Annotated in this window: 24 protein-coding genes and 1 tRNA gene; 8 read left to right on the top strand and 17 right to left on the bottom strand. The window is 40.1% G+C overall.

From position 1 onward, the window contains the following. Nucleotides 1–25 precede the first annotated feature (25 nt). Nucleotides 26–1423, top strand: coding sequence for an asparagine--tRNA ligase (gene asnS / locus D0T66_RS08305; protein WP_163356812.1), 1398 nt, complete (start codon nucleotides 26–28; stop codon nucleotides 1421–1423). Nucleotides 1424–1516: 93 nt separating this feature from the next. Continuing rightward, entirely contained in the window at nucleotides 1517–2899 is a 1383-nt protein-coding gene (locus tag D0T66_RS08310; RefSeq protein WP_221412195.1) for a DUF6056 family protein, read from the top strand. A gap of 4 nt (nucleotides 2900–2903) precedes the next feature. Here D0T66_RS08310 and D0T66_RS08315 read toward each other — a convergent pair whose 3' ends face one another. From D0T66_RS08315 to D0T66_RS08325, 3 genes are all read right to left on the bottom strand, one after another. Then, nucleotides 2904–3533, bottom strand: coding sequence for a LysE family translocator (locus tag D0T66_RS08315; RefSeq protein ID WP_255489777.1), 630 nt, complete (start codon nucleotides 3531–3533; stop codon nucleotides 2904–2906). 179 nt (nucleotides 3534–3712) lie between these two features. Next, entirely contained in the window at nucleotides 3713–5095 is a 1383-nt protein-coding gene (locus tag D0T66_RS08320) for a DUF4270 domain-containing protein (protein WP_163356814.1), read from the bottom strand. A gap of 99 nt (nucleotides 5096–5194) precedes the next feature. Then, the gene (locus tag D0T66_RS08325) at nucleotides 5195–6004 is read right to left on the bottom strand and encodes a glycogen/starch synthase (protein ID WP_163356816.1); all 810 of its coding nucleotides are present in this window, start codon (nucleotides 6002–6004) and stop codon (nucleotides 5195–5197) included. Between the two features lie 208 nt (nucleotides 6005–6212). Between D0T66_RS08325 and panC the strand changes: the two genes are divergently transcribed. The 3 genes from panC to D0T66_RS08340 are packed head-to-tail and all read left to right on the top strand — an operon-like array spanning nucleotide 6213 to nucleotide 8814. Further along, nucleotides 6213–7064 carry a pantoate--beta-alanine ligase gene (gene panC, locus D0T66_RS08330; RefSeq protein ID WP_163356817.1) on the top strand — a complete coding sequence of 284 codons (852 nt, stop codon included), beginning with the start codon at nucleotides 6213–6215 and terminating at the stop codon, nucleotides 7062–7064. Nucleotides 7065–7083: 19 nt separating this feature from the next. Next, nucleotides 7084–7437: an aspartate 1-decarboxylase gene (gene panD / locus D0T66_RS08335; RefSeq protein ID WP_163356818.1), complete on the top strand. Its 354-nt coding sequence runs from the start codon at nucleotides 7084–7086 to the stop codon at nucleotides 7435–7437. A gap of 36 nt (nucleotides 7438–7473) precedes the next feature. Continuing rightward, nucleotides 7474–8814, top strand: coding sequence for an MATE family efflux transporter (locus tag D0T66_RS08340; protein ID WP_255489778.1), 1341 nt, complete (start codon nucleotides 7474–7476; stop codon nucleotides 8812–8814). A 178-nt stretch (nucleotides 8815–8992) separates the two neighbouring features. On the opposite strand, the gene D0T66_RS08345 is transcribed toward D0T66_RS08340, so the two are convergent. After that, nucleotides 8993–9586 carry an ORF6N domain-containing protein gene (locus D0T66_RS08345; RefSeq protein ID WP_163356948.1) on the bottom strand — a complete coding sequence of 198 codons (594 nt, stop codon included), beginning with the start codon at nucleotides 9584–9586 and terminating at the stop codon, nucleotides 8993–8995. Nucleotides 9587–10209: 623 nt separating this feature from the next. Here D0T66_RS08345 and D0T66_RS08350 point away from each other — a divergent pair. Next, the gene (locus D0T66_RS08350) at nucleotides 10210–10923 is read left to right on the top strand and encodes a hypothetical protein (RefSeq protein ID WP_163356819.1); all 714 of its coding nucleotides are present in this window, start codon (nucleotides 10210–10212) and stop codon (nucleotides 10921–10923) included. 25 nt (nucleotides 10924–10948) lie between these two features. On the opposite strand, the gene D0T66_RS08355 is transcribed toward D0T66_RS08350, so the two are convergent. The 12 genes from D0T66_RS08355 to D0T66_RS08410 form a co-directional block, all read right to left on the bottom strand. Beyond that, a complete protein-coding gene (locus D0T66_RS08355; RefSeq protein ID WP_163356820.1) occupies nucleotides 10949–11584 on the bottom strand; it encodes a metallophosphatase domain-containing protein in 636 nt (211 codons plus the stop codon). Between the two features lie 254 nt (nucleotides 11585–11838). Next, nucleotides 11839–12129: a hypothetical protein gene (locus D0T66_RS08360; protein ID WP_163356821.1), complete on the bottom strand. Its 291-nt coding sequence runs from the start codon at nucleotides 12127–12129 to the stop codon at nucleotides 11839–11841. A gap of 18 nt (nucleotides 12130–12147) precedes the next feature. Further along, complete coding sequence (locus tag D0T66_RS08365) at nucleotides 12148–13848, bottom strand: type IV secretory system conjugative DNA transfer family protein (protein ID WP_163356822.1); 1701 nt, start codon at nucleotides 13846–13848, stop codon at nucleotides 12148–12150. Continuing rightward, on the bottom strand, nucleotides 13845–14642 hold the full coding sequence (locus D0T66_RS08370) for a DUF5712 family protein (RefSeq protein WP_163356823.1): 798 nt from the start codon (nucleotides 14640–14642) through the stop codon (nucleotides 13845–13847). Before D0T66_RS08370 ends, D0T66_RS08365 begins: the two co-directional genes overlap by 4 nt. Beyond that, complete coding sequence (locus D0T66_RS08375; RefSeq protein WP_163356824.1) at nucleotides 14635–15129, bottom strand: BfmA/BtgA family mobilization protein; 495 nt, start codon at nucleotides 15127–15129, stop codon at nucleotides 14635–14637. Before D0T66_RS08375 ends, D0T66_RS08370 begins: the two co-directional genes overlap by 8 nt. A gap of 261 nt (nucleotides 15130–15390) precedes the next feature. After that, nucleotides 15391–16827, bottom strand: a complete 1437-nt coding sequence (locus tag D0T66_RS08380; protein ID WP_163356825.1) for a hypothetical protein — start codon at nucleotides 16825–16827, stop codon at nucleotides 15391–15393. A 33-nt stretch (nucleotides 16828–16860) separates the two neighbouring features. Continuing rightward, nucleotides 16861–17118 carry a hypothetical protein gene (locus tag D0T66_RS08385; RefSeq protein WP_163356826.1) on the bottom strand — a complete coding sequence of 86 codons (258 nt, stop codon included), beginning with the start codon at nucleotides 17116–17118 and terminating at the stop codon, nucleotides 16861–16863. A 10-nt stretch (nucleotides 17119–17128) separates the two neighbouring features. Next, nucleotides 17129–17836, bottom strand: a complete 708-nt coding sequence (locus D0T66_RS08390; RefSeq protein ID WP_163356827.1) for a Lin1244/Lin1753 domain-containing protein — start codon at nucleotides 17834–17836, stop codon at nucleotides 17129–17131. Between the two features lie 81 nt (nucleotides 17837–17917). Next, nucleotides 17918–18238: a helix-turn-helix domain-containing protein gene (locus D0T66_RS08395; RefSeq protein WP_163356828.1), complete on the bottom strand. Its 321-nt coding sequence runs from the start codon at nucleotides 18236–18238 to the stop codon at nucleotides 17918–17920. Nucleotides 18239–18350: 112 nt separating this feature from the next. Then, nucleotides 18351–19232 carry a hypothetical protein gene (locus D0T66_RS08400; RefSeq protein ID WP_163356829.1) on the bottom strand — a complete coding sequence of 294 codons (882 nt, stop codon included), beginning with the start codon at nucleotides 19230–19232 and terminating at the stop codon, nucleotides 18351–18353. A gap of 2 nt (nucleotides 19233–19234) precedes the next feature. Next, complete coding sequence (locus D0T66_RS08405) at nucleotides 19235–20593, bottom strand: site-specific integrase (RefSeq protein WP_163356830.1); 1359 nt, start codon at nucleotides 20591–20593, stop codon at nucleotides 19235–19237. A 146-nt stretch (nucleotides 20594–20739) separates the two neighbouring features. After that, nucleotides 20740–20812, bottom strand: a tRNA-Lys gene (locus tag D0T66_RS08410). A 148-nt stretch (nucleotides 20813–20960) separates the two neighbouring features. Here D0T66_RS08410 and queC point away from each other — a divergent pair. Together queC and queF are read left to right on the top strand one after the other, a co-directional pair. Beyond that, nucleotides 20961–21626 carry a 7-cyano-7-deazaguanine synthase QueC gene (gene queC, locus D0T66_RS08415; RefSeq protein WP_163356831.1) on the top strand — a complete coding sequence of 222 codons (666 nt, stop codon included), beginning with the start codon at nucleotides 20961–20963 and terminating at the stop codon, nucleotides 21624–21626. After that, nucleotides 21623–22090, top strand: a complete 468-nt coding sequence (gene queF, locus D0T66_RS08420) for a preQ(1) synthase (protein ID WP_163356832.1) — start codon at nucleotides 21623–21625, stop codon at nucleotides 22088–22090. Before queC ends, queF begins: the two co-directional genes overlap by 4 nt. 2 nt (nucleotides 22091–22092) lie before the next feature. Here queF and priA read toward each other — a convergent pair whose 3' ends face one another. Then, the gene (priA, locus tag D0T66_RS08425) at nucleotides 22093–24525 is read right to left on the bottom strand and encodes a primosomal protein N' (protein ID WP_163356833.1); all 2433 of its coding nucleotides are present in this window, start codon (nucleotides 24523–24525) and stop codon (nucleotides 22093–22095) included. Nucleotides 24526–25255: the final 730 nt, after the last annotated feature.

A 25255-nucleotide genomic window follows, 5' to 3' on the forward strand; every position in this document is an offset into this window, starting at 1 on the left:
CCAGTAAAAAATTATTGTTAGAAAAATGGCAATAGGACATAAAACAAAAATCGTGGACTTGCTCAAAAGCAAGGATTTCGGATCGACCGTAGATGTAAAAGGTTGGGTACGTACCAGCCGTGGTAATAAATACGTGAGTTTTATTCACCTTAATGACGGTTCCACGATAAATAATATTCAGATAGTAGCTGATGTAGAAAAATTCGGAGAAGATTTGCTTAAACAAATCACCACAGGAGCATGCATCCATGTTGTGGGTAAACTGGTGGAATCGCAAGGACAAGGTCAGACATGTGAGGTGCAAGCCGATACTATAGAAATATACGGAACTGCCGATCCGTTGACATATCCATTGCAAAAGAAAGGGCACTCACTCGAGTTTTTGCGCGAGATAGCCTATCTGCGTCCACGTACCAATACGTTTGGTGCAGTGTTCCGCATCCGTCATCACATGGCGTATGCGATTCACAAGTACTTCAACGATCACGGATTCTACTATTTCCATACACCGATTATCACGACTTCTGATACGGAAGGAGCTGGATCGATGTTTCAGGTATCAACCTTAGATATGGAGAAGCTTCCGCATACCGAAACCGGTGCTGTCGATTATTCGCAGGACTTTTTCGGACAGGCAACCAATTTGACTGTATCGGGGCAACTCGAAGGTGAGTTGGGAGCTATGGCGCTGGGCGCTATTTATACTTTTGGTCCTACTTTCAGAGCCGAAAATTCGAATACGCCGCGCCACTTGGCTGAATTCTGGATGATTGAGCCGGAAGTTGCATTCAATGACAATGATGATAACCAGGATTTAGCGGAAGATTTTCTGAAATACCTGATTCAGTATGCATTGGATAACTGCATGGATGATATTCAGTTCCTCAACGATATGTTCGACAAGGAATTGATAGACCGCCTGAAATTTGTTGTAGCTAATAGCTTCAAGCGATTGGCTTACACCGAAGCTGTTGAGATATTGGAATCGAGCGGACACAAATTTGAGTTTCCTGTATTCTGGGGAGCAGATTTGCAATCGGAACACGAGCGCTATCTGGTAGAAAAGCATTTCAAATGCCCGGTTATCCTGACTGATTATCCGAAAGAAATCAAATCGTTCTATATGAAACAGAACGAGGATGGAAAAACTGTGCGTGCGATGGATGTTCTTTTCCCTAAAATCGGAGAAATCATCGGAGGCTCGGAGCGTGAAACGGATTACGACAAGCTGATGACCCGTGTAAACGAGTTGGGTATGCATACCGATCCGATATGGTGGTATCTCGAAACCCGCAAATTCGGAACGGCACCACATGCCGGATTCGGATTGGGATTTGAGCGCCTTATCCTCTTTGTGACAGGTATGGCGAACATCCGCGATGTGATTCCGTTCCCGCGTACACCGAACAATGCAGAGTTCTAAAATCTGATAAGAAACATATTACGGAAGCAGCCTGTTGAACCAAAACTTGCTGCTTCTGTCTTTTTTGTTGTATCTTTGTGTCTGATAATCAATATGGAGCATAACAAGGAAAATAAGATTGTTTTATTGTCAAAGCGGATTTATAACCGCCTTGATGCGTTGTCGTTATCATTGCCGGAGAACAAAGCGAAATATGCTGTTCTTTGGGGTGGGGTAGTTCTGTTCTTTTTCGGGTTGATCCTGCTGATGAACGTGCTGACGCCTATGATAGCGGATGATTTCTGCTATCTCTTTATCTACGGCGATTTCGAAACGAAAGTCACTTCCTTGTCCGATATTGTTCTCTCGCAAAAGAACCATTATTACATGTGGGGTGGGCGGAGTGTTGTGCACTTTATTGCGCAGGCTTTGCTGTTACTCCCTCCGTTGGTAATCGACATACTCAATACGTTTGTGTATCTTGCTTATGCCGGTCTGATTTATCTTCTTGCCAAAGGGCGGGGCAGAAACAGCCTGTCGCTTTTTATTCTGATAAATATTGCCGTATGGTTTATGCAGCCAGCCTTTGGCGATACTATCCTGTGGATAACAGGCAGCGCTAACTACCTCTGGGGCTCGGTGTTGATATTGTTGTTCCTGTTGCCTTACCGCATGTATGAGGGGACGAAAGACAAACTGCCGCTAAGTATTGCGAAGCTGATACTGTTCTTCCTTTTCGGCATCATTGCCGGATGGACAAACGAGAATACCGCTGCTGCCATGATTGTTATAGCGGCGCTCTTTCTTGTCTATTACCGTTCCCATAAATGGGCGATTCCCGCATGGGCATTCTCGGCGCTTGCAGGAGCAATTGTAGGCTACCTGATAATGATACTTGCGCCGGGTAATCAGATGCGTGCAGGCGAAGCTTCCACGCTCGATCCAATGGTTATTGCCTATCGCTTCATCATGCATACCATCAGCTTTGTGAATTACTGCGGTGTATTGAATATCCTGTATATTATATGCGGTGTGTTGGCTTACTATTTTGCCCGGAGCTCAAGGAATAAGCCGTTGAATCTCTCTTTTATCTTCTTTGCCGGAGTGCTGGCAGCTGTCTATTCCATGATATTTTCGCCGTCTTTTCCTCCCCGCGCGTGGTTTGGAGTGATAACGTTCAATATCGTAGCATTGGGGATACTTTTCTATCACTTGGATTTTAAAGCGATATATTTCAGGCAGATGCGAAACCTGTTACTCGCTGCACTCGGAGTAGCTTTCCTTTTCTCGGCTTATCCTGCCTTTAAAGATTTATGCAACCTTCATCAGGTTGTAAGCGAACGCGAACAGTTAGCCGATGAGGCGAAGGCACAGGGACGGTCGTATGTCGAATTTGAACGATATAATGCCAAAAGCAAGTTTGTCCATTCTGAAGATCCGAAGGCTTACGAATTTATGTATGGCTACTATGATATAGAAGTGAGATTCAAAGAATAAGCAATCACGACCAAACGGCGTCGAATATACCGATTACCCCCACTACGAAGAGGATTACCCCCACTATACGGTTGAAAACCTGCAATCCGCGCGGGTTAAACCGTGAGCGCAATTTATTCACGATATAAGTAATAAGCAACCACCACAGCAAAGCTCCTAAGCCGATCATCAGCATGATGAGGATATTGAAGGCGAAAGGTTTTTCTAAGTTGATGATGTTGAAGCGGGCGAATAATGCCATGAAGAGGAAGAGTGTACCTATATTGGAAACGGTAAGGATGAAAGCCGAAACGAGGACTTTCCATACCGACATTTTGCTTTCTTTCAGTTTGGCCAGGTTTTTAGATGGGTTGCGCCGGAAAATAATATACCCGAAAACGATAAGGATAACACTGCCGAAGATTTGGAATTCATCCTCGTAGCGATATATCGTATCGCTCGACAGCCCTAATCCGTAAGCTGCGGCAATAGCTATAAAAGCCAGAAGGATATCGCCGATTACAGCTCCCAATCCCGTATACAGGCCATGCCCCCTGCCATCGTTCAACGTACGTTGAACGCAGAGCATCCCTACAGGACCCATCGGAGCCGAAGAAAGGAATCCGATAAATAGGCTTTTTATGATGATCTCCAAATCTATTAATTTACGGGTTCGCCAATATGCAAATAACCTTGATTACTGTGCACTATACGTACCTCATTACAATAAACAAAGATATAATATCTGCATCAAAAAAACTATTTCTATCTATTAAAAACAAAACAGCTATCAAATAAGTTAATAGCTGTCTCTCTTTTTTTTCTCAATGTTTGTTAATACCGATCGTTATACTTACTATAGACTATCGGTAATTTCATATAATTGGGATTGATCCTCAACACAGCAGATGTAGGAGCCATCGTGTTGGAAATGCCTATGGTTTCGTATGTTACGTTACCATAATAGTCAGTTTTGGCGACGGTTTCCACTTCTACGGGCATCAATACATATTTCAGGTCGGGGATAGTTGCGTAATTTTCTTCCCTGAATTTATCCAGATAATAATTGACTAATTTCGAGATATTGCCGAAGTTATACGTATTCGATGATGAAGTATAAGTGACGATAAAGTTCGTTTTACCGTTTGGCAAATCCTTGTTCTTGAAGAAAGAATCGATTGAATCTTTATTGATGAATAACAGATTCGTTGGCCTGTCGAAGCCGGAGAATTGCTCATCGTCCGTAAAGCCGGTCAGCTTGAAGACAGCAGAATTGACAGTTGTATCTTTACGTACAATATTGGCAATATCGTTCAGTGGGATAGTCAATTCGGTATATACTCCAGCCGGACTTTTCATATAAGCCTTTTCTGTAGAAGGAGTTATTAATCCGTCCAAATCTGCATTTTCTACACTGTTCAACTGGATAACTTCGGGAGCAACATCCAATACGAATCCTCCGCTTGTGTAAGTAGAGTCTACCGTATCGTCATGATTTCGTCCCGTATAAGAATATTTCATCATGAGGGTGGTTCCATACACATTCAATAGTGTCCCACGACCGAGCGTTGTGGTCACATAGATTCCCGGAATAAACTTACGCAATGAGTCCGAATTGGTAAATGTGGACGGATGATTCATCCATTCATCATAAATCTTTCTTCCCCATATCGTATCGAGTGGTATTCTTATTTCTTTAAGCGGTTTTTTGTCGACCGTACTCCATGTTTTGACTTCGCTCAGTGTAAATACAGAGCGTCCCATAACTTCTGTGAGATCGCAATAATCGGCCGGATTAACATTCGTATAAAAATCCCTGTTAAGATTCTGATTAGCCATATACACCGAAAGTCCCATTGGAGAAAGGGAATCGCCTACAAATCCGTGCGTGTAGACTTTGAGATAGACAGAGTCGATACGTGTCAGTTTATCGGAAAAATAGGTTGTTTTCGGGCAGAAAAATTCGCATAGGTAGTCTGACTTTATCTGTCCGAATACAGGATCGTCATATTCCCCCACCAAGGCATTGGTTGTGCGGGCATAGATAGAATCCCACATTACGGTTTCTGCCGTCACATAAAAAGTGTCAACTTCGAGATTTATATCATCTCCATCAGGCTGAATGCTGGTCCCTATTGAGTTCAGTGTATCGCTGCAAGCTACGAAAGCCAGCATAAACACCGAGAACAGGATACATATTACAGGTTTAATATTCATCAATAAAACCGTTTTTATAATTTTAAAGGCTCAAATATCGAGAAAAATGCTGTTCGCATAAAATAAAACAGCATTTTTCTCAATTTATTTTAATATAGTCTAAAGATTATCGTAAAAATTATCTATTGCGTCCACAATAGACGCAATATCATTGCCTTGGTAAGGCAAGAATTTTTTGCCCGAAGCATTGGCATAATCCAAAACCGAAGTGTTTACATGCTCTTCGTGCTGAATCACACCATCGGCGTTATCTATTGCAAATTTTGATAAAGTTTCGTAATCTATTACATCTTTCAGCGAAGCCAGGTGTTTATCCTTGATAGCATCCATTTTCAATTTATCCGTAAACGTTTTATTGAAAGGCTTCTGGAAATCATCGTTGTATAATGAATAAATAACTTTCGTGTCCTTGAAGCAAGGATCGTCAGCGTAGGCTGTTTTGATATACAACGGCGTCAGGGCGGTCATCCATCCGTGGCAGTGTATAATATCCGGTATCCAGCGCAATTTCTTCACTGTCTCCAAAACGCCTCTTACATAGAAAATGCTACGTTCGTCGTTGTCCTCGAATTCGTTTCCTTTGTCGTCGGCTATTGTATGCTTACGTTTGAAAAAGTCATCATTGTCGATAAAATAGATCTGCATGCGTGCAGCTTGTATCGAAGCTACCTTGATAATCAGCGGGTGATCCACATCATCTATAATGATATTCATCCCCGACAGGCGGATAACTTCATGCAACTGGTTGCGTCGTTCGTTTACATTCCCGAAACGGGGCATAAATGTTCTGATTTCTTTGCCCTTTTCCTGTACTGCTTGCGGAAGGTATCTGCTGGTCGTTGCAATTGGTGATTCTGGTAAGTAAGGAACTATTTCCTGAGTAATAAATAAGATTCTTTTTGAACTCATTCTTGTTGTTTTCAATTAATTCAGAATACAAAGATAATAAAAAAAAATCGTCTTTTTTGCAAACTTTACCTGACATTTTTGCTATCTGATTTTACACTTGCCCCGAATCATTGTTAAACATTCTTCACTCCGGTACAAAAAAATAACTGTTTGTTTCGTGTTTCCGCAAATATTTTGTTGCTTTGTACCCGCTAATTAATCGAACCGAATGAAACCGATAACGACTATACGCGAATTGCAGGAAAAGCTTGGAAAGCTAAGAATAGGAGACGTATCCATCGGATTTGTCCCTACGATGGGTGCTTTGCATGCCGGACATTTGTCGCTGGTGAAACAGGCACTCGCCGATAACGATATCTGTGTTGTAAGTGTCTTTGTCAACCCTACCCAGTTCAATAACAAGGAGGATTTGGAGAAGTACCCGCGTACATTGGAGCGCGATTGCGAATTGTTAGCCACGTTGAGCGAAGACGTTATCGTCTTTTCCCCTTCGGTAGAAGAAGTATATCCCGAACCCGATACACGCCAGTTCGATTTCGGGCAATTGGACAAAGTGATGGAAGGAAAGTTCCGTCCCGGGCATTTCAATGGGGTAGCGCAGGTCGTAAGCCGCCTGTTCGATATTGTTAAGCCTGATAGAGCTTACTTCGGTCAGAAAGACTTCCAGCAGTTGGCAATTATCCGGGCGATGGTGAAACGGCTCGGACTTGGCGTCGAAATCGTTCCGATGCCAATCGTCCGCGAAGCAAGCGGATTAGCGCTGAGTAGCCGGAACGAGCGGCTGACGGAAGAACAAAAGCTGATTGCCGTGAATATCTCCAAAGCATTGTTCGCGAGCAAGGAGCGGATGAACAGTACTTCTGTTGGCGAAACCATTCGGCAGGTAATCAACGATGTGAATTCCCACGAAGGATTAGAAGTCGAATACTTCGAGATTGTGGATGGCAATACCCTGCAACCTGTCGGCGATTGGACAGAGGCAGATTATATAGTTGGATGTATTACTGTCTTTTGCGGCGATGTACGCCTGATAGACAATATCATATACAAAGGCGAATAGCTTTTAAACAAAGATGAAAATGATTATAGAAGTTGTTAAATCCAAATTGCACCGTGTAACGATTACCGAGGCAAACCTCAACTACATCGGCAGTATCACTATCGATGAAGACCTGATGGATGCCGCCAATCTGATAGAGGGCGAAAAGGTGCAGATTGTAAACAACAATAACGGCGAACGTATCGAAACGTATGTCATTCGTGGCGAACGAGGCTCGGGCTGTATCTGCCTCAACGGGGCGGCTGCACGTAAAGCCCAACCCGGCGATGTTGTCATCATCATGTCTTATGCCCAGATGGATTTTGAAGAAGCTAAGACATTCAAACCGTGGGTGGTATTCCCCGATACGAAAACCAATAAACTCGTTAAGTAAGAAAGGCCTTACAGCCCTTGATTCCTAACCAAATTTATGGCAGATAAATTACTATATTCCTACCGGGACATCTGGAAGGTAAGCATACCTATCATGTTAGGATTGCTTGCCCAGACCATCGTGCAGCTGACCGACACCTATTTCTTGGGGCATGTCGGCAAGGTTGCGCAGAGCGCTGTCGGTCTGGCGGGGGTATATTATATTGTCTGTTTCACTATCTGCTTCGGATTCAGCATCGGAGCGCAGATTATGATAAGCCGCCGCAACGGGGAAGGGAATCATCACAAGATAGGGACGATTGTTATACAGGGGCTTGCCTTTTTGTTGCTGATTGCCTTAGTGTTGTTTATCGTTTCTCGTCTTGTTACGACAAACCTGCTGGCCGGTTATCTCTCGTCCGAGGGGTTTTATGAGGCTTTCGACGACTACCTCTCGTGGCGTGTGTTCGGTTTCTTCTTTGCCTCTATGAACGTCATGTTCCGTGCATTCTATGTAGGCATTGCGCGGACGCCTGTGCTCACACTCAATGCCGTGATAATGGGGCTTGTCAACTGCTTCTTCGACTATGTCCTTATCTTCGGACACTGGGGATTTCCTGCGCTCGGCGTACCGGGAGCAGCTATCGCATCCGTACTTTCCGAGATAGCATCGGTGCTCTTTTTCTTTATCTACACCTTCGTTACTGTAGACCTGAAGAAGTACGGTTTTGCCCGTATGCGTTTTCAATTCGCTATCGTAAAGAGCATTCTCAAGATATCGACCTTTACGATGATACAATACCTGATATCCATGTCTACATGGTTTATCTTCTTTATTGCCGTCTATCAGCAATCGCCCGACGCCTTGGCGATAACCAATATTGTGCGGAATTTCTACATGGTATTCTTTATCCCGATGAATGCCTTTGCTACGACAGCCAATACCCTCGTCGGCAATACGATGGGTGCGGGACGAACGCATGAAGTCGTTCCGCTGATAAAGCGTATCGGATTATCGAGCCTTTCGATGATTGCCGTCATCATGGCGACGACTATTATCGGGTCGGAGTTCTGGATATCCCTTATCGCCCCGCTGGACGATGTAGCCCTTATCCCTCAGACGGTAGCGCCTCTGATGGTGGTAGTAGCCATATTGCCTGTTTGCAGCATCAGTACGGTTGTCTTCAATGCTATATCGGGTACGGGGAATACAAAGGCTGCCCTCAAACTGGAGATAGCTACGCTGGTGCTCTACGTCTTGTATATGTATTGGATTGTAATATACAAACAGGCTCCTCTTACTATCTGCTGGACGGTGGAGGCTGTCTATTGGGGCGGTTTGCTTACTTCCTCCCTGTTGTATCTCCGTTATGCCAAGTGGCAACAAAAACGCGTTTAGAGAGCCTTTCCTTAATTATCTTTTTTGTGTAGGAATAAAAAAAAGCGACTGCATTTGATTGCAATCGCTTGATTTTTAATCTGTGACCCCGGAGAGGATTTTGTTTATTTGTTATTTTGTTAATATTTAGTTGGTTAATCTTGTAAGAATTAATAAACACACGGAAATACACTCAAAATTAGTCTTCTTCTTTTGGCTTAATAAAGCCAACCGGTCTACGCTTTTTTTGCTCATCTTGTTTTAGTTTTTGCTTGGCGGCTAATTCGGATAATGCATAGTAAATTTCATCAAAAGATTTCTGATTATCTTCATTGATGTCATTATAGTCAGCAAACACTTCCTCTATATATTCTTTCAGCTCTTTAACTTCTTTCTGTAATAGCTTAACTTCATCAGCTGGAGGATTAGCTAATAACTGCCGTACTGCGACAAAAGCACGCATAATACTCATATTGATTTGTATAGCTATTTTAGAGTTGAGTACACTACTTAACATGGCTACACCAAGTTCTGTAAAAGCATATGGTAAATATTTTGAATGTTGTCCGCGACCTTCATTCTTTAAGATCACAATTTGTGATCTTAAAGAATCAGACTCTGCTTTCGTTAACTCAAACATAAAATCATCAGGAAAACGTTCAGTATTACGTCTTACTGCTTGTTTTAACACCCTCGTTTCAACTCCATACATTTCTGCTAGATCTCGATCTAACATCACTCGAGTGCCTCTTATTTCGTATATTTTATTTTGGATTTCTGATAATTCCATAATTATTTTCTATAGGTATTAAACGTGTATTTATCTTTTTTGCACCTCAAAGATAGTCTAAATATCAAAAAAAATACAAAAATGGGAAAACGATAGTAGAGAGTTCTGTTTTTCCTAAAGTATTCATCCGAAGGATGTAAATGAGTTGTTTTTTTTCTTTAAATGTTTGTAGTTATAGAATGTTGTAAAAAAAACACCTTTTTGGGGAAAGATTCTGGGACATTTATCTTCTTTTGAGTTTTTTATTATGTATTTATATATAGTAATAATTAGTAGACTATGTTTTAATGGTTTATTCTTTTAATTAATAGTACTTTATGAAAAATAATAGGGGAAAGGAATACGGGATTAAGGAGAGGGAAATACGAGGTTCGGGAGAGGAAAATACGGGATTAAGGAGAAGATATTACGGGATTTTGGGGAAAGAAATACGGGATTCAACGAAAAAAATACGAGATTCGGCGACAATAATACGGGATTCTGTTACTCATTTGAGCAAAATATACTTGATAGCTCCTCTGAAATAGCAAAATCTGATCAATAAATACTCTAAATTCCCTTCTTTTATATTTGCATTTGGTATAATATACTATGAAGACTGATGTGAAACCAATAATTAAAATATAATGAATACTTTAAATAAAAATAAAAAGTCGATAGAATATATTCTCGAAACGTATATTAGAATTTATGATGAGTCTCAAAATATAGGAAAAGTAGAAAAATGGTGGAATAACTCTATTTTTATTGGATTCTTGTCTGTTATTTTTCTCCTTGCTCTTACTCCTATTTTAATAATTAAACAAGAACCTCCCTCTTTTACTTTTATATTTATCTTTACAATCATATGTATATTATGGCTACTAATTATTGTATTGATTATTATATCTATTTCAGATCGCGCTCTAAAAATTCGATATAAAAAATTAAAAATAAAGGGGAAAGAGAAAAAAGAGCGATCACAAAATTTTAATCATAAAAAAAGGATATACTTCTATAATCAACTCAAAAAGAATATCATAATTAATGACTTAGATCAACATATTGAAATTATAAAAGACGAAATAAATTATCATTATAAAAAGATAAAACAAACTATTAGCTTTTCATTAATCTTTGCCTTTGTTTTAAGTATCTCATTTGAGATCCGAAATATTTATCCTAATGAAGGTTGGAGAGTTTATATAGCATTTTATTTAATAGTGATAATAGTTGCTATTACCTTTCTCTTTCTAATAAATACTTTTCACAATTTATATATTGTCCATACCAACAAAAGAAACGAAAAATTAATCTCAATATTAAAATACCTAAGAGAGATAAAATTAAATCAAGGATAAAAATAAGCACAATTTATTTTTATCGCTATTTTTCTATCTCAAACCTTACTGGTTCATTAACCAGTTGATAATTTTCATTTAGGATACTTCCATTAATGAAAGTCGTGTATTTTGATTCAGTAATCCCGTACCCCTCATGAATATGGCCAAATAAATGATATTTTGGTTTGATTCTTTGGATAACCGATAACAGATCTTCACACCCAACAATACTTCCATTTTTGCAACGATCCCGAATCCCAGCTGGAGGACCATGAGTAACCAGGATATCTAACTGTTCCGGTATCTGTTTCCAGTACTTCATTATATCTTCGCCTCTCTCCCTATTAAAAGCCCAATTTAGGAACCAGGGAGTTATGGGCGATCCCCAAATCTTTATCCCCTCTATCTCTATGGCGCTATTGCATAAGTAATACATTCCTTCAGGTAATCTTTTTTGTATTTCATACCAAGTATAGTTTTCAAAATAGAAATCATGATTGCCGGCTATAAAGACTTTATATTTATAATCCAATCCGTCAAACCAATCAATAAATTCATCTACTTCCTGCTTTTTGCCCCGATTGCTTATGTCTCCGCCATGGATGATCATATCAGCTGTGGGCAGATTAGTTAATTTATCGTGCTGTTCATGCGTATCTGAAAGGAAAAGTATCTTCATCAATAAAAATATTATCTTTTTAAAATAGCACCCCATTGTTACAGCTATACAGCTAACGATGGGGTGCTTGTTTTATATAAAACTTTATCTAATACCGTTTTCGGAAGTATCGGAAATAGAGCAATAGTAAGCTCGCAATAAATACTATCAGAAAAATTACTATGCCTACGCTCTTGATTGAGTTGACCAGAGCATCCAGTTCCTCAAATGTTGTTATTTTCATATCGCCATAGCTTTTTTAAGAATTGAATCTCTTATATCCTATTATAAACCAATCTATATAAACTATTGTCTTGAAGATCCTCTCTTGAATATACACCAGCTTCTACTACGAATTGCTCCGGTTCGTAATCAGGGAAAATAGATAAAGATAGTTCAGGGTTAAAAATCAATCCATCTGAAAAATCAGATGCTATATCCATAATACATTCATCCGGAGTGTCTCTTTCTGTTTTTATACTTGGAAATAGCCTTATATAAGCAAAATAAGTTTCCTCTGCACCTCTGTTTTTCAATTCTTCTATAATAATTTCTATTTTCTTCATTGGGATCTGATTTAGCTGTTAGTCTCCAAAGACATCAAAGATATTGCTTTTTTCTTGAGCCTTACTATTTGTTTGAGTATTGTTCAATATCGGTGAGTTCCCCGTGTTTTCAGGCTCTTCTTTAACAACTCCAAGAATTTCATCAATATCTTTTCGCACCTGGTTGTAATAAACATAAATATCATCTCGGTGATCAGGTAAAGTGATACTACTAACACTAGTCCTATCTACTGGCTTGAAACGAAAGCAAAAAGCATCACTATTACTCTCTACGGCAATGCCGGCAAATTGCCCGACATCGAGCTTTAAAAATTGTGCCGGTTTCATCGCATCGCGTTCCTGTACTGTTTCATTTGTACCCTTGCTTTGATTGACAGTTAAACCAAATGATTTTCCGCTCGACTTGGTTACATATGTTCGGTCCTCTTTCCCGAATTGTTTACTTAATACTTCACTTGTATGACTGCTTGCTACACGGCCATAGAAATGATTATTACAAGAGGAGAACAATACATCGGCTTTTTCTTTTCCGTAACCGTCTGTAAGTTGCGATAAATCCTGACACATTATAACAGTTGCAATTTTATTGCTGCGCCCTGTATTGGGTAATACTTCCAAGTTAGGAATATAGCAAGTCGGCGCCTCGTCAAGCAAAACAAAAGATTGTTCCTTATTTGGCTGATTCATCAGTTTAGTGGCCACAGTTATAACGAGGGAGCATAAAGGGGCTAATGTTGTAACGAGAGTAGGATATGTGCCGACTGTCAGAATAATAGGGTTTAAAGGATCGTTTATATCCAGGCTAAAGTCATCTTGACCAAAAATATACATGAGTTCGGGCGTGTTTATCTGTGCTATGGCTCCCTGAAGCGAGCCAATAACTCCGGCTGTTTGTCCGTCAGCTCCACGCTGCATAGCATTGTAAATACTAATAGTCATTTGCGCACTTGTTGGATTTTCTTGTAACTTGGTCAGTAATGCGGTATCATTACTTGTAATCATGGCGCAAACATGGGGCAAATCGCATTTATCAGGATGCTTTTCCCTTAAGTACCAAATGCAAGCAGTTAGCAGATCTGTTGCAGATCTACTCCAAAAATCAGGTTTCTTTATGCTCTCTTTCATTAGATTGCTGATAATTGCCTGTGCATACTCTCTGGCGTAGCTTGTATTAATTAAATAACGTGGATTAAGCGGATTTACCCGATGCGATTGATGGGGATTGTTGAAATTGAGAAAAAAGTGCTTTAAATCGCTTTGATTAATATCTATGGCTGTTTGCACTTCATTGGCTAGGCTCGGGAACTTGAAGTCATATACCACTCCTGAATAACCTTTGTTTAGAAACTGATAAATCAATGGAATAGCCACACTCTCGCTTTTTCCACTTCCGGCAGCTCCGATAGTCAATATTCCCCGGAATGGATTATTTAATATCAAACTCCCTTTTGGACTGTTACAGAATAGCTCGACTGCATAGGGCGACTGGTTAAATATTGGTGTTGCCTTTTTCTTTTTCCGATTCATCAGTAGATAAATACCAGTACCAATTCCGATAATGATAAGTAATAACAAGACCATTGCGGCAACATGCGTAGTCGCGGCCTCTGGATCTCCAGCTTGCTTGGCAAGATGAATATTAAAAGCAGAAACAATAACTACTGCTCCAATGGCTCCTATTATCCAGGAGATTAATAAAAATTTTAGACATCCTTTCATAATCCTATACTTAATTTTTTGGTTTTACTATTTTCTTTCTTTTGTTCTTTTTCTTTTGGTTGTATCTGTTCTCTGGTGGTAGCTTTATTGAGCGTTTCTTTCTCATACTCTACTTTCTTTTTAATAGCTTCTTGTTTTTCTTGAAGATTTCCATTCTTCATTGCATTTTGATAATCAAAGGAATTTTTATAATCCCTGGAATGATTAAATCTCTTATCAAAAGACTGTTCGCATTTTCGGTAAAATTCTGTCCGGTCAAACCCACTTTTGACTTTCCCTGACCTTTCGGCTGATTTATGATTCGTTTGCGGAGAAAGTTTCTTTGTATTACTCATATCCTTTCGGGAAATAAGAATATGACAGTGCATCTGATGATCCGTATTCTCCCCTCGTCCATGATGGATTTTACCGTGCCATTTTATATCTTTCTCATTCAATCCTTTATTGAAATTCTCCGCATAATTTTTCATCACATCATTGCGAATCCACTCTTTCATAGCTGCACTTTGTTTCTGGGGAGTCTTGCCCATGGCTTTTAGTTCTTGTTGGCTGGGAGATACTGTCATAACATAGAATTTCGCATCATCTTTACAGAGTTTTGCTTTGTTTGAATCTATATCTTTTACAACTTCTTTACTGGAGACATTTCTATCCTGGTTAAAGAACGGTTCGACCTCTTGCCCTTGTTCCTGACGTTGTGCATCTTCGTGTTTTAGATACGAAACTGCACCAAATGAAGACCCGGAATTACTGTAAGCACCACCGCCACCACCTTGTATTTTAATATTAGCCATTCGTAAACAGTTTTTTGATTTTTTCTGAAAGCCCGGCTTTATCATTATTGTTTTCCAAAGTCTGAGCAATGAGGAACATAGCATTGGCCAATCCATTGAATAATTCTTTATCTCGAGATTGTTTTTGCTGTAGATTTTCGATAAATGAACTCCAAACATTGGATATCTCTTTCATGTGTTGAACTTTCACCAAATTATCAATCTCAACGGACAATCTTGCTTCAGTTGTAGTGATCGCCTCAAACATCGGGTTGAGCTTTTCTTTCTCTTGTGTTCGGATGAAAGCAACGACCTGATCAACGCGCTTGATTAATTTCTGCATTTCTTGTGCCGGCGATTCATGAATAACCGGATTAATTCCATAGCGCTCGAAGTAAATACAAGCATGAGCAAGAAATTCTTTCTTCGTAACGCCGCTTGATGTTGCTAATTTTTCCAACTTTCGAAAAGTTATTTTATCAATCGTGACTGTAGTCTGTTCTCTCATAACAATTGCGTTTTCAATGAAATTTAATCCTGGCTTTGAGATACTTAAATACTATGCAATTACAGGATAATTGTACTCCTATTTTGTATATTATTCATTATTAGGCAAAAGCACCGCAGGTCAAGAGGAGAACAGGACAAAGTCCAGTTCCCTCTTGCTTAATCAGTTGAAAACTGATTAACACCCTTTCTTCGCTCCGCTTGAACGAAAAACACTTTTCCGAAGTGTTTTCGGACATAAGGAAAGAAGATAGGAAATAGCTTACCGGAAAGAATATACGACCCCCACCGAAAAAATCTTTTTCCCTTTGGAATAATTATTACTCCCAGTTATACCGGTATGATTATAATCTTCCCATTCGTAATTTTTACTTGAGTAATCTGTCCAGGAATAACCGACATAGACTTCCATATTAGACATCACTTTCGCAGTTCCTCCAATTCCGAAGCGTTGAGAGTTCAGTACGAAATTATAGTCTCGCTGATAGTCTTTGTTGATATTGTGCCGGGTTATCTGAATACCTCCACTAATCGAAAACATCTTATTGATTTTATAATCCAATCCCAAAAGATATTCGTTTGTGCCACCATCGATGTGTTCTTGTCTATTATCTACTATATGGGCTTCTTTTTCAAAATGATGATAATAACCGATACTGCCCGACAATTTAGGAGTAATTTCATAAGACGCTCCAATGCTAAGTAATGCTGGAACATCAGAGGAAACCTTTTCCCCATCAGCATACATCCCAAAATCATCATAACTCGTTCTATTCTTGCAGTTGATCGAAGTTCTAAACTCATACTTCATTCCGATATTCAGTTTTTCATAACTGAAGTGTACTCCAATGATCGGAGAAATGTTTTGTCCTGATTGCTTTGTCTCAAGGCGTACCCCTGTTTCAGTTGTTGCCTTTTGTAATAATTCTAAAGACCTTCGTTGCTCTTCGATAGAACTATTACTTATGGCATAGTTTAAAAAACTGGAAGGATCGGTTAAGCTGCCGTCATTGTCAGCTATTCCCCAAAGACCTAATCCAGATGATCGAATGTCTACCTTTAAATTGCTCCCATTCAACTGGTATTTGTTTCTCACAGATACAAATCTTATTCCCCCATACACAGAAAGCATGTCATTTATTTCGTAGCTTGCACCGAACTGTACATTATTAATCTTGGAAGAATATTGCATTTGTTGGCTCAATGAATAACCATCAGCTGAAAGTTGCATCCCCGGTATGGCTGGAAGAGCGTGTCCGATTTGTGTTATTAGTAATGGTAATGTAGCAAAGTTTGATTCAAAGGCTGGGGAGCCTGCATATTTCACATCATTGTTTCGAAGTGTATTTATATTTATCGAGAATACCCATTTATTCTTTTTGTATGCTACTTGAATGGATGGGCTAAGTAGTTCTGTTTGATTGTCCTGATACCTATTTGCTCCATTAGGTAGTGGCGAGAACTTAGTCGTTATCTCTTTCTTTTGCCAAATACTTTGGTTTGATAATGAGAGATAAAAGCCATTTTCTGCTAATCTTGATAAACCTGCCGGATTGGAATAGACTGCATCTATTCCGGTAGATGCTAATCGCGCCGGGTTAGAAATGGATTTTGCCGTTTCTCCTGTGTTCGTGATAATTCCATCGGCAAAGAGGAATAATGGGAGGAATAGGGTTGTAAATAAGATAAGTTTTTTCATAATTCTGTTTGTTATTTTAATTAATTGCATTGGTTACTCTTCATTATAGCCGTTTTCTGAACGTATTTGCCAAATGAAATTTGTTGCATCATCCAAGGTCTGAAAAATAGAATAACTACCGTCTACTTCAACAAAATATGCAATGCAATAGAAATCAGCATTTGTTATTTCTTCTTCCCTTGGAGCTAAATTCCCATAAACAGTAGCATATCCGTTATCGTTCGAGATTGTAAACTGTGCAATTTCTGCGAGTTTCATTGGTAGGCTTAGTTTCACTTTTAATTGTTCCATATTGTTTTTATTAGTTTAATTTTGATAAAATAAAAGCTATTGGGGTATGTATTTTTCCGTTACTATTCCGAATTTCATCAAATAATTGCCAAATAGGATGGCCTATTTTTCCAAAATTTGACATCCGGACAATCTTGTTTTTCTCTTCAATCGACCCTTGGATAGTTGAGAGATTTCGTTTCAGTGCACCCCAATTTCTATTAACATTATCTTCCGGAGGGAATAATTCTAAAAGATTTTCCTCTTCGCTTATATTACTCTCGAAGAGAGTAATTTCTTTTTCTTTTATTTCTTTTCTTTTTATTGCGATTGCCTTGTTATCGCCTAGCGATTGCGTAGCGATTTTCCATCGTTTTTCATTTCCTCTCTTCCCTGCTTCAGATAACTTTTTCTTTTTATCCAGGAATATTTTCATTCGGCGATTTAAGCTTTCAGAAAAGAAAAACTCGTTATTCTCTATTTTAAATAATCCATAAGAGGATATTACTGTTTTCATTTTCTCTGCTGTTGTATTGTATCGCCTGGCCAAAGCGGGAATCAATATCAAAGGATATTTAAAATCAGGCTGCTGTTCTCGCAATGTCTCTACAAGAATCCAAAATATCCCATAGCCCTCACAACCTAACTGCTCAATGAGGAGTACGCATTTCGGATCATCTTTTGCATTGCTATCATGTGAGAAATAACAGGTGTCTTTTCGTATATAATTTGTACTCATAATCTTCTTTTTAAGCATAGAGAGCTCTTACACATGAGGATTCATGCATTATTTAACATATAAGTTGACGTTAAAAGGAATTTATCGGCGCGCTTTATTCTTTTCTAAAGCTTCTATTACTCTATCTGGGTCGAAGAGGACTATACGACCGTTTTGGGTATATGGTATGATCCCTGAATTTTTGATTTCTTGGGCTTTGGATGGGGAAACGTTTAGGAACTTTGCAAGTTCATGTATTCCTTTTATAAATTTCTTCTGAGTGGGAGATGATCTGGTATTCTTTTTTACTGCTGATTCTACTGCAATATGAATCATTTCTCGGATTTCATCGATGTCAATAGGAGCGTAAACGGTTCCTCCTATATTTACTGTTGGTTGTTCTTTTGCATTCATATTCTTCATTCTATTAAAGTTTTTTGCATTCTGCTTATTCTATAATGCAAAGAAATGGGATAGAACAAGAATGAGAAAATTATATTCTTGGATATATTACCAACTATTTTACTTATTTTACTCAGTTTTCTATTTCGTTTAGTATAAAGAGAAAAAAATCTGTACATTTTGGTTTTTTCATAATGTCAGGCTTTAAATTATAGGTTTCGAAGCCAATAGCAACTAAATCTTTTGTTTTAGAATAATTTTCTTTTAAATAATTGTTATCATTTAAGAAATGCAAAAAACTACTCAATTCGCCTTTCTGTGTTTTACCTAATGGATATCCTTCTTTACTAAAATACTTTCTCATACTTTCCAATGACATTATCTTATCATATTTAATCGGATCTTTAAAATATTTTTTCAGTCCAGCCAATAGAGGGATGTCAGATATTCTCTTTTTGTACATATCTTTCATTTCCCAAAGGTCGAAATAGGGTAATTTATACGATAAATCTAACTTATACTTAATGGCTATTCCTTTTATAAACATAGACCAAGAGGCTATCGCATTCCAGCAAGTATGTTCAATATAAATTTTATAATTATAAGGATTAATCTTTTCCCCTACTATATTATCAAAAGATTCGTCGTTTAAAATTGAAAAGAACCGGTTCTGAGTTTCATAAAAAGAAGATAAGATATGATTTATTAGAAATTCTTTATCTGCTTTTTCTTTAATAGAAAAAATACTATTTAACAATTCAATTTTAGCCATTATGAAAAGATTATGCATATTATCATTATAATATATGATTTTTTCTTCATCTTCTCTTTCTATTAAAAGGTATATTATAGATATCGGAGATTCAAGCACATCTCCAAACAGAGATGATGATTTATCTACTTCCGTACCCCATCCTATGACCTGTCGAGAATTATATTCCCAATCATTACATAATTCGTAATGAGCATATTCAAATGCTTTTATAAATTCATTATATTTCTCAAGTTGTATCATGCTCAATCCAAATATTTATTAATCGCTTCTTGCCTTGTATCGTCGTCTACATCATAATACCTATCGAAAGCCTTTGAGCCTTTTACATGCCCGGACATTGATGCTATAACACTATCTTTTACGTTTCGATGGAGTATATGTATAAATGTTCTCCTGGCTAAATGAGAACTGGCAATTTGAGAAAGAGAAACTTTCTCTTTTTCCATTGTTAGGGGATTAAACCGGGTAACCATCCTTTTCAATCCTACTTTCTCAAACAGTTCCTTTAAGTAGTCATTATATTTTTGCTCGGAAATAAAGGGTAATAATTTCCCATCAGGAGAATCATACTTTTTCAATATAGCTTTGGCTTTATTCGACAATGGTACTTTCGCTGGAGTATGGTTCTCTGTTTTTGTTTTATTAGGATAGTATATCAGGGTATTATCAATAATATCATCCTTTGTAAATGTTATCAAATCGCCCACACGACAGCCCACAAAACATTGAAAGCAAAATATATCTCGAACTCGGGACAATCGTTCGTCTGCAATATCAACGCTATATAAGTAATCTCTTTCGTCCTTGGTCATACAAATAGGAGCTCCATAGATTTCTCCCTTGAGCTGATAATTTGAAAAAGGATTTTCTTTTAGCATAGCCCCATTTTGGGGGAGTACACACCAAGAAAGGAATGACCTGAATCGTTTAAGTATTCCCGTGACTGTGTTCTGTGACTTCTTGCGAGGTATTTTATTTTTCTTCAAGCCTTTGTATTCTTCCTTGTCAGGAGAATCGGCTAACAAAAACTTCTCAAAATCAGCTAAAAGTTTGGGGGTTGTTGTTTCGAAAGAGAGTTTATAATTTGTTTGTTGTACAAAACGTTCCAAATGATTTTTAGTGCTTTTCAACTGCTTACGCCTAAGGTCTGAAACCTTATGTGTTTTCAGGAATTCATCCCATTTGTCCCAAAAGATTGTCTGTGCTGTAGATGTCGTTTTGGTTGAATTAAACACCTGGCTAAGATGTTTTGATAAGTGTTCATTTGTAACATCTAAATGATTAATTTTAGCCTTATTGTATATTTCTTCTGTTTTGAGTTTTAATTCCTCCAGGTGTTTATTGATGATATTGTATTGAACACCATCTTGATTCGTTGTATTCTTCTTTACTCTCTGTATCTTAACTTTTAATCCTGTCTCCGGGTCGATAATATCTTCAATCCATTTTTCAGCATCGATACGATAACCTGTAAAATAAGTCAATCGTTTACCCTCATAGGCAAAGTCCATACGAATAGGTATATTCTTTGTAATGAGCTCGCCGGTCTCTTTATCCTTACGTTTTTCTAAACGAAAATTTATACTGTATTTAATCTTCATATTTGTGTGGTATTGCACACAAATATACACACGAAAAACAGAAAAACGAAACAAAACAGGAAAGAATGTAAAAAAGGTAAGTCTTTAAAAATAAATGGTTTTAAGTATTCAAAAGAACAGCTTAAAACCATTAAAAGTGTAATTAGTGACCCCGGAGAGGCTCGAACTCTCGACCCAATGATTAAGAGTCATTTGCTCTACCAACTGAGCTACGGAGTCGTTTCGACAGCACAAAAATATAATAATTATTCTTTTTAAGAAAATAATTTCACCCGAATCTGCTAAAATCATTATTTTTGTCCTCCGAAAGAGGGATGAACCGCTTTCCGTGTAGCTTAGGATCAACCACGTAAAAAACAAAGAACAAATGAATAATAAAACATCCGCATTAGTCCTCTTCTCGGGAGGGCAAGATTCTACGACGTGCCTCTACTGGGCGCTCGAACATTTCGATTCAGTAAGAACACTTTGCTTCACTTATGGGCAACGGCATTCCAAAGAGGTCGAGGTTGCACAGGCGATTGCCGAAAAAGCCGGCGTTCCCTTTCAGTTGCTGGACGCATCCATTATCAGCCATCTGTCCGTTAATTCCCTGACTTCCGATATTCAGATGGATGAGGAACAGCCCGAAGGTTCTTACCCTAATACATTCGTTCCCGGGCGGAATTTGCTGTTTCTGACATTTGCTGCCGTCATTGCCCGCTCACATGGAATATTCGATATTGTTACTGGCGTGTCCGAAGCCGATTACAGTGGCTACCCCGATTGTCGCGATACGTTCATCCTTTCTGCCAATGCGAGTATTAACCTCGCTATGGACGAACACTTCAAAATTCATACACCACTCATGTGGCGCGACAAAACTGCTGTATGGCAGCTTGCCGACGAACTCGGCGCATTCGACATCATCCGCAACGAAACACTAACCTGCTACAACGGTATCATTGCCGATGGATGCGGACATTGCCCGTCCTGCAAACTGCGTAAGCAGGGATTAGATAATTATCTCAATATAAAGAACCAACAACCATGACTATAGAAGGATTGAGCCACTTAGGCGGTAAAACGGAATACAAAGACGATTATGCTCCCGAAGTATTGGAGGCATTCGACAATAAGCACCCCGATAACGATTACTGGGTAACGTTCAACTGCCCCGAGTTTACAAGCCTTTGCCCGATAACGGGGCAACCGGATTTTGCCACTATCCACATCAACTACTTGCCGGATGTGAAGATGGTCGAAAGCAAGGCGCTGAAATTATACCTGTTCAGTTTCCGCAACCACGGTGCATTTCACGAGGATTGTGTCAATATCATCATGAAAGACCTTATCAAGTTGATGAACCCGCGCTATATCGAAGTGGTCGGAATCTTTACGCCACGCGGTGGCATCAGCATTTATCCATACTGTAATTACGGACGCCCGGGAACGGAGTACGAACAGATGGCGAAGCAGCGCTTGTTAAACCATAATCCGCAACAATCGTATAAATAGCCTTATAGCGGGTCTACGTCGTAGTGCAGTAGCAGCGACTTGAAGTCGGGATTCTCGAAGGTGGTTTGTTCACTTTGGCGGATTACTTCCCGTACTTTGGCGATAGAGGCCTGATGCTCGACTTTCAAGATGATCTTACGGATATAGAGTGTCTGCACACGGGCTACGGGAGGCTTGGCAGGGCCTAACACCCTCTTGCCGAATGACGCGCGCAGGCTTTGGGCAAAATGACGCGCAGCCTTATCCACCACTTGCTCGTATTTGCCACGTATAACAATCTCTATCAAGCGGTAGAAAGGCGGATAGCGGAATAACTGCCGTTCGTCGAGTTGCAGGTGATAGAATCGCTCGTAGTCGTTGCGGACAGCGCAAGTGATAACCGGATGTGCCGGATGTCCTGTCTGCAACAATACCAACCCCTGTTTGTTTTTCCGTCCGGCACGCCCGCTAACCTGCGTAATCAGCTGGAATGCCCGTTCGTGTGCCCTGAAATCGGGATAATTGAGCAGATTGTCGGCATTGATAATCCCTACAACGCTTACCCCCTCAAAGTCGAGCCCTTTCGATACCATTTGTGTGCCAATCAGTATATCAGCCTTGTGACTTTCGAAGTCGGAGATAATACGCTCATAAGCCCGTTTCCCGCGAGTGGTGTCTAAATCCATACGCAGCGTAGACGATAGCGGGAAGTGTACGTTCACTTCCTCCTCGATGCGTTCAGTCCCGTAGCCTTGTGTGTCGAGCGTAGGCGTTTTACATTCTGGGCATTCGTGCGGAACAGAATACACCGCTCCGCAATAGTGACAGGCCAGTACCCGCTGCCCTTTATGGTACGTCAGGCTTACATCGCAATTGCTGCACTGAGGCGTCCACGAGCAGGTTTTGCATTCCAGCATCGACGAGAATCCGCGCCTGTTCTGGAAGAGGATGATTTGCTCTTTCTTCTCCAAAGCCGCATCCATATTGGCGATGAGGAGAGGAGAGAGGATTGATTTCATCTGCTTGGTGCGCCGCAATTCTTTCACGTTGACGACCTGTATCTCCGGCAAAGCAATGTCGGCATGCCGTTTGGTGAGTTGTACCAATCCGTAGCGTCCTGAAAGAGCATTGTAATAACTCTCGATAGCGGGCGTTGCCGTTCCCAACAACGTTTTGGCGCCGAACATCGAAGCCAGTACCATAGCCACATTGCGGGCATGATAGCGGGGTGCAGGCTCCTGTTGCTTATACGAGCTCTCGTGTTCCTCGTCCACAATTACCAGACGCAAGTCGGTAAAAGGCATAAACACTGCCGAGCGAGCCCCCAGTATAATCTGGCATTCGGCATCGAGCAGCAGGCGATTCCATGCTTCGACGCGTTCGTTGTCGTTGAAGCGGGAATGGTAAACCGCCAGTTTGTTGCCGAATACGGCTTTCAGCCGGTTAGTTATCTGCGTAGTCAGCGCTATCTCGGGTAGCAGGTAGAGCACCTGTCCGCCCTGCGCGATTGTTTCCTTTATCAGCTGAATGTATATCTCCGTCTTTCCGCTGGAGGTTACGCCATGCAGCAGCGTAACGTCTTTCGCGGCAAAGGATGCCTTTATCTCGTCGTAAGCTGCCTGCTGATAGGCATTGAGTGCGAAGGCGGCATCTATATTGGTGGCGCCGTAGTCTATACGGTTGACCTCGTAATCGTAAACTTGCAGTACCTCCTTTTTGACAAGGGTTTGCAACACGGCGGCAGTTACATGGGCTTTTTCCAACAGCTGTTTTTTCAGGACGACCTTTTCGGTCTGGTATAGCTGGCGGAAAGTGCTCAATAGAGCATATTGCTTCGGATATTTGTGTGCACCGTCCAACAATGCGTCTAAATTGCAGCACTCGTTGACGAGCCGTATGGCTGCCTGCTTCTTGGGCGAATAGTTTTCATGGACTGTTTCGCTCAGGAATACTGCCTCCTTTTCACTCAGGGATTTGACTGCCTGAATGACGCCCCGTACTTGCGAAGCTTTTTCTATTTCGCTTATCTTTAACGCTTTTGTCGAAGATAAGGTGTCGAGGACTTTTTGCTCGTTAGGCGTGAGGTGCGCCTCGCCTGCTTCGAAATCGGGATTGCGGACGACATATGTCTCACTTTCCAATTTCAGGGCGGAGGGCAATGCAGCCCTGTAAACATCGCCCAAAGCGCACATGTAATAGCTTGCTATCCATTGCCATAGGTCGAGCTGCTTTTCCGATACGATGGGATAGTCTTCGAGTGAGCCGGCAATCTCTTTGATGCCTTCCTTTTCGTCCTCTTCGTATAGGCGGAGGACAATAGCCGTATAGAACTTCTTCTTGCCGAATTGCACTATCACGCGGCTGCCTCTCGATACGCTATGCTGTATATCCCGCGGAACGGAATAGGTATAAGTGTCCTGCAAAGACAGGGGCATAATTACATCGGCATACAGCATCGTTTTTTTTCTCCTTCGTATTTGTCTACGAAGTTAGGAAAATAATCGACTTCTTTTTATTTCTTATGTGAAATGGCACTCAATTCTGCTCCCGGAAAAAGTCTCCTATGTGTCACCTTTTTGTTACTTTTGTTTGTTTTGTATATTTCTTATTATGAATCGATTAAGTTGAAAATGGGTGTAAAAAGTATACTCCTCTCGACCGTTTTTTTGTCGAGTTACTTTTCGTTTTTTAACCACCAAGTATTCAAAGATTCTACACCAAGTTCACAAAGGCGCAGCCGCGCTCTGTTATGTTGAGCGAAGTGAAGCATCTCGTCGCATAATCGGAACGAGACCTCTCACATTCGTTCGAGGAGACAAAAAGTAACACAAGTATACTTATTTTCGGGTGTTTTCTATCGAGTTACTTTTTATTACTTAACCGCAGAGGACACAAAGGCTCTACACCAAGTTCACAAAGGAGCAGACGCGCTCTGTCATGCTGAGCGAAGTGAAGCATCTCGTCGCATAATCGGAACGAGACCTCTCACATTCGTTCGAGGTGACAAAAAAAGTAACAAACCTCTATTCATTTTCGATGTTTTTTGTCGAGTTACTTTTTATTACTTAACCGCAGAGGGCACAAAGATTCTACACCAAGTTCACAAAGGCGCAGCCGCGCTCTGTCATGCTGAGCGAAGTGAAGCATCTCGTCGCATAATCGGAACGAGACCTCTCACCTCCGTTT

It is taken from the genome of Dysgonomonas sp. 25, assembly GCF_010501075.1.
In the GTDB taxonomy this organism is placed as follows: Bacteria; Bacteroidota; Bacteroidia; order Bacteroidales; family Dysgonomonadaceae; genus Dysgonomonas.